Here is an 11887-nt window from a genome sequence, read left to right on the forward strand (position 1 = left end):
GGGTGGGTGGGTGGGTGGGTGGGTGGGTTAGAGCTTGGTCCAGGCTTGGGTTAGGACTGTGCGGAGGGTCTGTTCGATCTCGTCGAAGTGCTGCTGTTCGGCGATCAGGGGTGGGGCCAACTGGATGACGGGGTCGCCCCGGTCGTCGGCCCGGCAGTAGAGGCCCGCCTGGAACAGTGCGGTGGAGAGGAAGCCGCGCAGCAGGCGCTCCGACTCGGCCTCGTTGAAGGTCTCCCGGGTGCTCTTGTCCTTGACCAGTTCGATGCCGTAGAAGTAGCCGTCGCCGCGGACGTCGCCGACGATCGGCAGGTCGTACAGTTTCTCCAGGGTGGCCCGGAAGGCGGCCTCGTTGGCGCGTACGTGCCCGACCAGGTCTTCGCGGGCGAAGACCTCCAGGTTGGCCAGGGCCACCGCGCAGGAGACCGGGTGTCCACCGAACGTCACCCCGTGGGCGAACATGCCGGTCTCGGTGAGAAACGGTTCCATCAGCCGGTCGCTGGCGATCATCGCGCCGAGCGGGGCGTAGCCGGAGGTGATGCCCTTGGCGGTGGTGATGATGTCCGGCTGGTAGCCGTAGCGCACCGCGCCGAAGTACTCACCCAACCGGCCCCACGAGCAGATCACCTCGTCCGAGACGAGCAGCACGTCGTACGCGTCGCAGATCTCCCGTACCCGGTCGAAGTAGCCGGGCGGGGGTGGGAAGCACCCGCCGGAGTTCTGCACGGGCTCGAGGAAGACCGCGGCGACCGTGTCCGGCCCTTCCCGCTCGATGGCCCGACCGATCTCGTCGGCGGCCCAACGACCGAACGCCTCGGGGTCGTCGCCGTGCTCGGGCGCCCGGTAGTAGTTCGTGTTCGGCACCTTGATCGCGCCCGGCACCAGTGGCTCGAAGTCGCTCTTGATGCCGGGCAAGCCGGTGATCGACAGGGCGCCCATGGAGGTGCCGTGGTAGGCGATGTAGCGGCTGATCACCTTGTACTTGTTGGGCTTGCCGGTGCGCTTGAAGTAGGCGCGCGCCAGCTTCCACGCCGCCTCGACGGCCTCGGAGCCGCCGGTGGTGAAAAAGACCCGGTTGAGGTCGCCGGGGGTGAGCGTGGCGATCCGCTCGGCCAGCTCGACGGCCTTCGGGTGGGCGTACGACCAGAGTGGGAAGTAGGCCAGCTCGCCGGCCTGTTTGGCGGCAGCCTCAGCCAGCTCGGTGCGGCCGTGGCCGGCGTTGACCACGAAGAGCCCGGCGAGCCCGTCGAGGTAGCGGCGACCCTGCGCGTCCCACACGTACGCACCCTCGCCGCGCACGATGGTCGGCACCTCGCCGGCGGAGTAGCTCGCCATCCGGGTGAAGTGCATCCAGAGGTGGTCGGTGGCGTTGGCCATGTCAGCCCCATCGGTCGTCGGGCCGGTCAACGGGGTGAGGCCGGCCGCTCTGCCAACGGTTATCGCACAGTCTCACGTTCCGAGGCAAGTGTTATCGGCGGTATCATCGTCCGTTGGCGACGGATTCAGCGCGCGGGCGTCATGGAGGCAACGGAATCCGCACTGCCTCTGGCCGGTTCGTTGGCGGTCGCCGGCAGTCTTCGGCAGGGGCCGGAGGTGTGCTGGCGGCTGCCTTTGGAGCTGAATCGTTTGCGGCATCACGGCCGCCGGTTGGAGGCCGCTCGGCTGTTCAGGTCGCGCCCGCCGGCCGCCGAATCGTTTGCGGCGTCACGGCCGCCGGTGGGGGTGCCGCCCGGCTGTCCAGGTCGCGCCCGCCGGCCGCCGAATCGTTTGCGACATCAGCTCCAAAGGGCCTGACAGGTATTAGCTCCCCCTCGGCCACCGGCTCGATCCACTCGGGTTGCCGGAAACCGGGGCGTCAGGGCGGCCCGGACGCCCCGACTTCCGGAAAGCCGAGTTGATCAAAGGAGGCTCAGGCCGTGCCCCAGGTGTAGGTCTGCTTGCGCAGCTTGAGATAGACGAACGCCTCGGTGGAGAGCACCCCGGGCACGGCGCGTAGCCGTTGCAGGATCTCCAGCAGGTGGTCGTCGTTGCGGCAGACCACCTCGGTGAGCAGGTCGAACGACCCCGCGGTGATCACCACGTAGTCGACCTCCTCCAGCTCGGCCAGCCGGTCCGCGACCGCCTCCAGGTCACCGTCGGTACGCAGGCCGATCATCGCCTGTCGGGGGAAGCCGAGCTGGAGCGGATCGGTCACCGCCACGATCTGCATCACGCCGGAGTCGAGCAGCCGCTGGACCCGCTGGCGGACCGCCGCCTCCGACAGCCCCACCGCCTTGCCGATCGTCGCGTAGGGGCGGCGGCCGTCCTCCTGGAGCTGCTCGATGATCTGCTTGGCCACGTCATCCAGCAGAGCGTGATTGGCACCGTCACGGACAGCGACGCGTCGACCGCCGTTGCTGTTCTCGTGCTGCCGGTTTGTCATTGCCCGCTCCCCATATCCCGAATCGTGATGTCGCGCGTGTATCCCCGCGTAGTCTGGCGTATTTCGTCGTACATCGCTATTCCCGCAACGGAATCCCTTGTAAGGGAGGTCACCTCATGTCAGGATCAGTCGTCCATGGCACTTCATCCTCCCGACATTCCCGCCGGCGCGCCTCCCCGTCCCGCCCGCCGACGATGACCCCCTAGGAGTCGTCATGCGTACTCCCCTCCGGCCCCTCTCCCGGCGTGGACTGCTCACCGGCACTCTCGGTTCGGCCGCCCTGCTCACCATGGGCGGCAGCCTCGCGGGCTGCGGCACCAAGGGCGCGCAGCAGACCGAAGCCGGCTGTGTCAGCGAGGACCTCTCCGGCACCGAGAAGAAGCTCGCCTTCGCCAACTGGCCGCAGTACATGGACGTGGACGAGAAGGACGAGTCCAAGCGACCGAGCCTCGACGAGTTCATCACGAAGACCGGCATCCAGGTGACCTACACCGAGGACATCAACGACAACAACGAGTTCTTCGGCAAGGTGCAGAACCAGCTCGCCGCCTGCCAGAGCACCGACCGGGACATCATCGTGCTCACCGACTGGATGGCGGCCCGGATGATCCGGCTCGGCTGGATCCAGAAGCTGGACCCGGCGAACATCCCGAACGTGCAGGCCAACCTGCTTCCGTCGCTGCTCAACCGCCCCTTCGACACCGAGAACCGGATCTCCATCCCGTGGCAGTCCGGTCTCGCCGGTCTGGCGTACAACGGCAACGTCACCAAGGAACTGCGCACAGTGGACGAGCTGCTCACCCGCCCCGACCTCAAGGGCAAGGTGACAGCGCTCAGCGAGATGCGCGACACGATGGGTCTGCTGCTCGGGTCGAACGGGCACGACCCGGCGAACTTCACCGCCGCCCAGTTCGACGACGCCCTCAACAAGCTCAAGAAGGCCGTCGACTCCGGCCAGATCCGCAAGTTCACCGGCAACGACTACGCGCCCGACCTGGCCAAGGGTGATATCGCCGCGTGCATCGGCTGGTCCGGGGACGTGATCCAGCTCTCCGGTGAGGACGAGAAGGTGCGGTTCGTCGCGCCGGACTCCGGCGTGATGCTCTACAGCGACAACATGATGGTCCCCAACAAGGCCACCCACAAGAGCAACGCCGAAGCGTTGATCAACTACTACTACGAGCCGGCGGTCGCGGCGAAGCTCGCCGCCTACGTCAACTACATCTGCCCGGTCAAGGGCGCGCAGGCCGAGATGGAGAAGATCGACCCCGAGCTGGCCGAGAACCCGCTGATCTTCCCCGACGAGGCGCTGCTGTCGAAGTCCAAGGTGTTCATGGCCCTGGACGAGAAGCAGGAACGGGAGTACGAGGGCAAGTTCCAGCAGGTCATCGGGGCGTGACGGGGATGGCGCGCGAGACACCCGCCGGCGACCTGCGCCTGGCCGACCTCACCAAACGCTTCGGCGTCTTCACCGCCGTCGACGACCTCAGCCTGACCATCGAGCAGGGCTCGTTCTTCGCGCTGCTCGGCGCGTCCGGCTGCGGCAAGACCACCACGTTGCGGATGATCGCCGGCCTGGAGGAACCGACAACCGGCCAGGTGCTCCTCGGTGACCGGGACATCGCCCGGCTGCGGCCGTACAAGCGACCGGTCAACACCGTCTTCCAGAGCTACGCGCTCTTCCCCCACCTCAGCATCTTCGAGAACGTCGCCTTCGGGCTGCGCCGACGCGGCATCCGCTCGGTCGACGACGAGGTCACCCGGATGCTGTCCCTGGTGCAGCTGGACGGCTACGGCAACCGCCGGCCCGCCCAGCTCTCCGGTGGTCAGCAGCAGCGGGTCGCGCTGGCCCGCGCCCTGATCAACCGGCCGCAGGTGCTGCTGCTCGACGAACCGTTGGGCGCACTCGACCTGAAACTGCGCCGACAGATGCAGATCGAGCTGAAGCGCATCCAGACCGAGGTCGGCATCACCTTCGTGCACGTCACCCACGACCAGGAGGAGGCCATGACCATGGCCGACACCGTCGCGGTGATGAACGCCGGCCGGATCGAGCAGTTGGGTGCCCCGGCCGACATCTACGAGTTCCCCGCCACCGCGTTCGTGGCGAACTTCCTCGGCCAGTCCAACCTGCTCGCCGGGGACGCCACCGGGGCCGGCGGCGGCGACGTCGCGGTGACGGCGCACGGCACGCGGTTCTCGGTGCCCGCCGGCCGGTCGCGGGCCGACCACGGTCCGGTTCACCTGGGGGTACGCCCCGAGAAGCTGATTCTGGTCGGCTCCGCCGACCAGGTGCCCCAAGGACATCAGCACGTCACCGGGGTGGTCACCGACGCCTCCTACGTGGGAGTCAGCACGCAGTACCTGCTGCGCACCGGCTGGGGCACCGAGGTGTCGGTCTTCGCCGCCAACAGCGGCGCGTCGGAGCGGGTGCCGGTCGGCAGCGAAGCCGTGGCGTACTGGGATCCGCGGCACGCGTTTCTGCTGCCCCGCGACGCCGCCGACACCGACCGGACGTCGCCGGTGCTCGACGAGCCGGTCGGCGCGCCGTCATGACCCTCCTGGCCCGCACCAGATCGGGGGAGCCGCCGCCCTCGGCACCGCGACCCGGGCGGCACCGGCTCCTGCCGTACCTGTTGCTGCTGCCCGGTGCGGCCTGGCTGCTCATCTTCTTCGGCGTGCCGCTGGTGCAGTTGGCGGCGGCCAGCCTGTACGACCCCAGCGGTTCGCTCTCCACCGGGTACGCGATGACCTGGGCGGTCGGCAACTACCCGGATGTGGTGCAGGCGTACTGGCCGCAGTTCCTGCGTTCGTTCGGCTACGCCGGGCTGGCCCTGGTGCTGGCGTTGCTGCTCGGCTACCCGCTGGCGTACGCGATCGCGCAGAAGGCCGGCCGGTGGAAGAACCTGCTGCTGGTGTGCGTCGTCGCGCCGATGTTCACCAGCTTCCTGGTGCGTACGCTGGCCTGGAAGACGATCCTGTCGGACAACGGCGCGCTCGTCGGTCTGCTGCGTGACGTGCACCTGCTCGCCCCGGACGGTCGGCTGCTGGCCACGCCGTTCGCCGTGGTGCTCGGCCTCACGTACAACTTCCTGCCGTTTTTGGTGCTGCCGCTGTACGCGAGCCTGGAGCGCTTGGACCACCGGCTGCTGGAGGCGGCCACCGACCTGTACGCAAGCCCGGTGCAGGCGTTCCGTCGGGTGACGTTGCCGCTGTCCATGCCCGGCCTGGTCGCCGGCACGCTGCTGTTCTTCATCCCGGCCAGTGGTGACTACATCAACGCCGAACTGCTCGGCACCCCGAACGAATACATGATCGGCAACGTCATCGACTCGGCGTTCCTGGTCCGGCTGGACTACCCGCAGGGCGCCGCACTGTCGTTCCTGCTGATGGCGGCGATCCTCGCGGTGGTCTTCGGTTATCTGCGCAAGGCCGGCACGGAGGAGGTCCTCTAATGAGACTCTCGCGCTGGTTGGCGGACCGCTGGGTGATGATCGTGGCGTTGCTGGTGCTGGGCTACCTGGCGTTGCCGATCCTGGTGGTGGCCGCGCTGTCGTTCAACCGGCCGTCGAGTCGGCTGTCGTACGACTTCAACGAGTTCACACTGGACAACTGGCGGCAACCGTGTGCCACCTCGGACATGTGCGACGCCGTGGTCCGCAGCGTGCAGATCGGCTTCCTCGCCACGGTGGTCGCCACGGTGCTCGGCATCCTGATGGCGTTCGCGCTGGTCCGGCACCGCTTCCGGGGCCGGTCCGGGATCAACGTGCTGATCTTCCTGCCGATGGCCACCCCGGAGTTGGTGATGGGCACGTCGTTGCTGGCGCTGTTCGTGTCGGCGGGCGTACCGCAGGGCTTCTGGACCATCCTGATCGCGCACGTGATGTTCTGCGTGTCGTTCGTGGTGGTCACCGTGAAGGCGCGGCTCGCCGGGATGGACCGGCGGCTGGAGGAGGCCGCCATGGACCTCTACGCCAACGAGTGGCAGACCTTCCGGCGGATCACCCTGCCGCTGGTGCTGCCCGGCATCGTGGCCGCCGCGCTGCTGGCCTTCTCGTTGAGCTTCGACGACTTCATCATCACGAACTTCAACGCCGGCACCACCGTCACCTTCCCGATGTACGTCTGGGGTGCCGCCCAGCGTGGCATCCCACCGCAGGTCAACGTGATCGGCACGGCGATGTTCGCGGTCGCGTTGCTGCTGGTGGGGCTCAGCTCGTTGCGGGGCCGACGGGCCCGCCGCGCCGAGCTGCTGTCCAGGCCGTCATGACGCTCCCGCATACCGGGCGGGCGTTGGCCGACGCGGCACCCGTGCCGTACTGGCTCGACCGTCCGGACCGCCCCGACCCGCTGTCGGCACTGGTCGGCCGGCACTCGGCGGACCTGCTGGTGATCGGCGGCGGGTACAGCGGGCTGTGGGCCGCGCTGTTGGCGAAACAGGCCGACCCGGACCGTGACGTGCTGCTCGTCGACGCCGGGACCTGCGGTTGGGCCGCGTCCGGGCGCAACGGCGGGTTCTGCGCCGCCTCGCTGACCCACGGCCTCGCCAACGGCGTCGACCGGTTCCCGGACGAGGTCGGCGAGTTGGAACGCCTCGGCCGGGAGAACCTGGACGCCATCGCCGCCACCGTCGCCGCGTTCGACATCGACTGCGACTTCGAGCGCACCGGTGAGCTGGCCGTCGCCGTCGAGCCGTACCAACTCGACGGGCTGGCCGCCGACGCGGACCTGGCCCGTCGGTACGGGCACCGGGTGCGGCTGCTCGACCGGGACGAGGTGCGCGCGGAGGTGCACTCACCGACGTACCTGGGTGGGATGTTCGACGCCGACCGGGTGGCCATGGTGGACCCGGCGAAGCTGGCCTGGGGGCTGCGCCGCGCCTGCCTCGACCTCGGCGTACGCGTGCACGAGCACACCCGGGTCACCGGCCTGCGCGCCGACGGTGCCGCGCTGCACGCCAGCACCCTGGGCACCGAGCCCACCGCCCACCCGGCCGACACCCGGGCCGACGGCCGACCCGGCTCGGTGCGGGCGCGTCGGGTGGTGCTGGCCACCAACGCGTTCCCGCCGCTGCTGCGCCGACTGCGGGCGTACCTGGTGCCCGTCTACGACCACGTGCTGATGACCGAGCCGCTCACCCCGGCCCAGCGCGACGCCATCGGTTGGCGCAACCGGCAGGGGCTCGCCGACACCGCCAACCAGTTCCACTACTACCGGATCACCGCCGACGGGCGGATCCTCTTCGGCGGCTACGACGCCGTCTACCACTACGGCAACCGGGTCGCACCCGAGCTGGAGCAACGACCGGCCACCTTCACCACCCTCGCCCGCCACTTCTTCACCACGTTCCCGCAGCTCGCCGACGTGCGGTTCAGCCACCGCTGGGGCGGCGTCATCGACACCTGCACCCGGTTCTGCCCGTTCTTCGGCACCGCCTACGGCGGCCGGTTGGCGTACGCGGCCGGCTACACCGGCCTCGGCGTCGGGGCCACCCGCTTCGGCGCCCGGGTGCTGCTCGACCTGCTCGACGGTAAGAACACCCCGCTGACCCGACTCGACCTGGTTCGCCGCAAGCCACTGCCGTTCCCGCCGGAACCCGTCCGCGCGGTCGGCATCAATCTCACCCGCTGGTCACTGGCCCGCGCCGACGCGCGCGAGGGCCGGCGCGACCTCTGGCTCCGTACTCTCGATCGTTTCGGTTTGGGGTTTGATTCCTGATGCGTGTCCTCCTCGTCGGCGCCGGTGGCGTCGGCTCCGCCGCCGTAGCCATCGCCGCCCGACGAACCTTCTTCGAGACCATGGTGGTCGCCGACCACGACCCCGCTCGCGCCCAGCGGGCGGTCGCCGGGCACGGTGACCGCTTCGTCGCCGCCCAGGTGGACGCCGCCTCGGCGGACGCGGTCACCGCGCTCTGCCGGGAGCACCGGATCACGCACGTGCTCAACGCCGTCGACCCGCGCTTCGTCATGCCGATCTTCAACGGCGCGTTCGCAGCCGGCGCGGACTACCTGGACATGGCGATGTCGCTGTCGCACGCCGAGACCGGCGTGAAGCTCGGCGACGAACAGTTCGCACTGGCCGACACCTGGTCGACCGCCGGTCGGCTCGCGCTCTGCGGCATCGGGGTCGAGCCCGGCCTGTCCGACGTGTTCGCCAGGTACGCCGCCGACGAGCTGTTCAGTGAGATCGACGAGATCGGTGTGCGGGACGGGGCGAACCTCACCGTCGACGGGTACGACTTCGCGCCCTCGTTCTCCATCTGGACCACCATCGAGGAGTGCCTCAACCCGCCGGTCGTCTGGGAACGCGACCGGGGCTGGTTCACCACCGAACCGTTCTCCGAGCCGGAGGTCTTCCATTTTCCGGAGGGCATCGGGCCGGTCGAGTGCGTCAACGTCGAACACGAGGAGGTGCTGCTCATCCCGCGCTGGGTCGACGCTCGGCGGGTCACCTTCAAGTACGGCCTCGGCGACGAGTTCATCAAGGTGCTCAAGACACTGCACAAGCTCGGCCTGGACGCGGTCTCCCCGGTGCGGGTCCGCGGGGTCGAGGTCTCCCCGCGTGACGTGGTGGCCGCTAGTCTGCCCGACCCGGCCACGCTCGGCGCCCGGATGCGCGGCAAGACCTGCGCCGGCACCTGGGTACGCGGCCTCGGCCCGGACGGGCGACCCCGCGAGGTCTACCTGTACCACGTGGTCGACAACGAGTGGTCGATGCGGGAGTACGGGCACCAGGCGGTGGTCTGGCAGACCGCCGTCAACCCGGTCATCGCGTTGGAGTTGCTCGCCACCGGAGCGTGGGCCGGTGTCGGTGTGCTCGGGCCGGAGGCTCTGCCCCCGATGCCCTTCCTCGACCTGCTGAACGGATACGGGTCGCCCTGGGGCCTGCAGGAGCGGTGAACGCCTCCGGGTGACGGCATCGCGACAGTTTCGTCGCCGCGACGGGCGTCCGATCGCTCATCGAACCGGTGCATGGTGGTATGCGGTCTTTGGTGGTGCTGACACCCGCACGATCGGCCCTGCCCTGCCGGCCTGGTGGGTTGCCGCGCCTATCGACTCGTCCCCCGCAGGCGCGCCCACCGACCCGTCCCGGGAAGCGAAAGGCGCAGGTGACGAACGCGACGGTGGATATTGCACACGGTATTTGCGACGACACTCATCGCCGTGACGATGCAACCACCACAGAACCCGGGTCCGTCGTACCCGCCGCCGCCCGGCCAGCAGCCCCGGCCCAACTGGTTCCGTCGGACCACGCCTGCCGGTCGGGCGGCCGTGATCCTCGGCTCGGTGACCCTGTCGATCCTGCTGCTCTGCTGCACCGGCACCGCCATCGTCAGCGCGCTGACCGGCGAGCCGGAGCCGACCCAGACCGGCACCGCCGCCGAGCAGCCGCAGCAGCCCATCCTGGCGGCACCCGGCGAGCCGACCGAGGAGACGTCGTCAGCGGCTGCCACACCCTCCACTGTGCCCTCGTCGGCACCCCCGTCGGTGGAAGCCAGCGCGACCAGCGCGGCAGCCGCGCCCGTGGTGCAGGTGACGACGGTGACGGAGCGGGCCACCATCCGGTACGGCGAGCGGACCGTCAAGGACTCGTCGCTGGCCCAGGGCAAGCGGGTCGTGCGCACCAAGGGCGTGAACGGGGTACGGACCCTGACCTACGAGGTGACCACCACCGACGGGGTGACGACGGGCAAGAAGCTCGTCAAGTCCGCCGTGACGAAGCAGCCGGTGACCCAGGTCGTCGCCGTCGGCACCAAGAAGCCGCAGGCGTCGAAGTGCGACCCGAACTACAGCGGCTGCGTCCCGATCGCCAGCGACGTCGACTGCGCCGGTGGCAGTGGCAACGGCCCCGCCTACGTCAGCGGACCGATCAAAGTGATCGGCAGCGACATCTACGACCTGGACCGGGACGGCGACGGCACCGCCTGCGACTGATCCTCGTCACGGTAAGCGGTGCCGTCGGGTCGCGCCGTCCGACGGAACACCGGGGAGAGCGGTATACCTCTGAGTCATATCTATGCCTCGGCGGTATACCGCTCTCGGCACCTGTGGCTTCGGGCTCACGGGGCCAGGTGGGAGCGGATGAGGAAGCGGACGCCGTCGGGGGCTTCCAGGGAGAAGCCGCTGCCTCTGCCCGGCACCACGTCGACGGTCAGCGTGGTGTGTTTCCACAACTCCCACTGGGACGTCGACATCCAGAACTCGACCGGCTCAGCCACCCCGTCGACCGAGAGCGAGGCGAGCAGCACGTCGGACGCGCCGGTGCGGAACTCGCCCGCCGGGAAGCACATCGGGGCGCTGCCGTCGCAGCAGCCGCCGGACTGGTGGAACATCAGCGGGCCGTGCCGCCCCCGCAGCGACCGGATCAACTCGGCCGCGGCGGGGGTGACGGAGACGACCGGCATCAGAAGAAGCCGAGCTTCTTGGTGGAGTAGCTGACCAGCAGGTTCTTCGTCTGCTGGTAGTGCTCCAACATCATCTTGTGGTTCTCTCGGCCGATGCCGGACTGCTTGTACCCGCCGAACGCGGCGTGCGCCGGGTACGCGTGGTAGCAGTTGGTCCACACCCGCCCGGCCTGGATGGCCCGCCCGGCCCGGTAGGCGGTGTTCATGTCCCGGCTCCACACGCCCGCGCCCAGCCCGTACAGGGTGTCGTTGGCGATCTTCACGGCGTCGTCGAGGTCGGCGAAGGAGGTCACCGAGACCACCGGCCCGAAGATCTCCTCCTGGAAGATCCGCATCGAGTTGTCGCCCTCGAAGATGGTTGGCTCAACGTAGTATCCGCCCGACAAGTCGCCGCCCAGGTCGGCACGCGATCCTCCGGTCAGTACACGGGCGCCTTCCTGCCGGCCGATGTCCAGGTAGGACAGGATCTTCTCGAGCTGGTCGTTGGAGGCCTGCGCGCCGATCATCGTGTCGGTGTCCAGTGGGTGTCCCTGCACGATCTGCTCGGTGCGTGAGACCGCCGCCGCGAGGAAGTCGCTGTAGTGGCCCTGCTGGATCAGCGCCCGCGACGGGCAGGTGCAGACCTCGCCCTGGTTGAGGGCGAACATGGTGAAGCCTTCCAGCGCCTTGTCGAGGAAGTCGTCGGATGCAGCGCTGACGTCGTCGAAGAAGATGTTGGGGCTCTTGCCGCCCAACTCCAGCGTGACCGGTTTGATGTTCTCACTGGCGTACTGCATGATCAGCCGCCCGGTGGTGGTCTCGCGACGGACCACGTCCCGTACCCGGTGCGGGGCCGAGCCGGCGGTCAGGAACGCCTCGTGGGCGGCACCGACCTGCGCGATCCGCTCCGCCGGATCGACGCCGAACTCGAGGGCGAGCCACGGGTCAGCCATCGGGCGACCTCCTCGGCCCCCATCGTGACGCAGCTCACCCGCGAGCGCCAACCGCCGTGGTCGTCGGGGACGGACCACGCAGACGACGTGAGCCGGGAACGAAGCCGACATCCGCTGGCTGGCGATGGTTTG

General features: G+C 69.0%; 10 protein-coding genes and 1 pseudogene. 7 read left to right on the forward strand and 4 right to left on the reverse strand.

The annotated features are described in order from the left end of the window. Window positions 1-27 precede the first annotated feature (27 nt). A complete protein-coding gene (locus QCZ28_RS31115) occupies window positions 28-1374 on the reverse strand; it encodes an aspartate aminotransferase family protein (protein WP_279519939.1) in 1347 nt (448 codons plus the stop codon). Between the two features lie 532 nt (window positions 1375-1906). Continuing rightward, complete coding sequence (locus QCZ28_RS31120) at window positions 1907-2419, reverse strand: Lrp/AsnC family transcriptional regulator (RefSeq protein WP_030338307.1); 513 nt, start codon at window positions 2417-2419, stop codon at window positions 1907-1909. A 214-nt stretch (window positions 2420-2633) separates the two neighbouring features. On the opposite strand from QCZ28_RS31120, the gene QCZ28_RS31125 reads away from it, so the two are divergent. From QCZ28_RS31125 to QCZ28_RS31155, 7 genes are all read left to right on the forward strand, one after another. Further along, window positions 2634-3818, forward strand: coding sequence for a spermidine/putrescine ABC transporter substrate-binding protein (locus QCZ28_RS31125; protein WP_279519940.1), 1185 nt, complete (start codon window positions 2634-2636; stop codon window positions 3816-3818). Between the two features lie 5 nt (window positions 3819-3823). Then, entirely contained in the window at window positions 3824-4975 is a 1152-nt protein-coding gene (locus QCZ28_RS31130; RefSeq protein ID WP_279519941.1) for an ABC transporter ATP-binding protein, read from the forward strand. Next, window positions 4972-5874, forward strand: coding sequence for an ABC transporter permease (locus QCZ28_RS31135; protein ID WP_279519942.1), 903 nt, complete (start codon window positions 4972-4974; stop codon window positions 5872-5874). The genes QCZ28_RS31130 and QCZ28_RS31135 overlap by 4 nt, the downstream gene beginning before the upstream one ends. Continuing rightward, window positions 5874-6689: an ABC transporter permease gene (locus QCZ28_RS31140; protein WP_279519943.1), complete on the forward strand. Its 816-nt coding sequence runs from the start codon at window positions 5874-5876 to the stop codon at window positions 6687-6689. Before QCZ28_RS31135 ends, QCZ28_RS31140 begins: the two co-directional genes overlap by 1 nt. Continuing rightward, window positions 6686-8137, forward strand: a complete 1452-nt coding sequence (locus tag QCZ28_RS31145; RefSeq protein WP_279519944.1) for an FAD-dependent oxidoreductase — start codon at window positions 6686-6688, stop codon at window positions 8135-8137. The genes QCZ28_RS31140 and QCZ28_RS31145 overlap by 4 nt, the downstream gene beginning before the upstream one ends. Continuing rightward, window positions 8137-9318: a saccharopine dehydrogenase C-terminal domain-containing protein gene (locus QCZ28_RS31150; RefSeq protein WP_279519945.1), complete on the forward strand. Its 1182-nt coding sequence runs from the start codon at window positions 8137-8139 to the stop codon at window positions 9316-9318. Before QCZ28_RS31145 ends, QCZ28_RS31150 begins: the two co-directional genes overlap by 1 nt. Before the next feature lie 270 nt (window positions 9319-9588). After that, on the forward strand, window positions 9589-10353 hold the full coding sequence (locus QCZ28_RS31155; RefSeq protein WP_279519975.1) for a G5 domain-containing protein: 765 nt from the start codon (window positions 9589-9591) through the stop codon (window positions 10351-10353). A 125-nt stretch (window positions 10354-10478) separates the two neighbouring features. On the opposite strand, the gene QCZ28_RS31160 is transcribed toward QCZ28_RS31155, so the two are convergent. Both QCZ28_RS31160 and adh read right to left on the reverse strand, forming a co-directional pair. Further along, window positions 10479-10826, reverse strand: coding sequence for a DUF779 domain-containing protein (locus QCZ28_RS31160; protein WP_156057526.1), 348 nt, complete (start codon window positions 10824-10826; stop codon window positions 10479-10481). Then, window positions 10823-11623, reverse strand: a pseudogene (adh, locus tag QCZ28_RS31165) (aldehyde dehydrogenase); the annotation flags it as partial. The gene QCZ28_RS31160 and the pseudogene adh, both read right to left, overlap by 4 nt. Window positions 11624-11887 lie beyond the last annotated feature (264 nt).

The organism is Micromonospora sp. DH14, assembly GCF_029809455.1.
GTDB lineage: Bacteria > Actinomycetota > Actinomycetes > Mycobacteriales > Micromonosporaceae > Micromonospora > Micromonospora parva.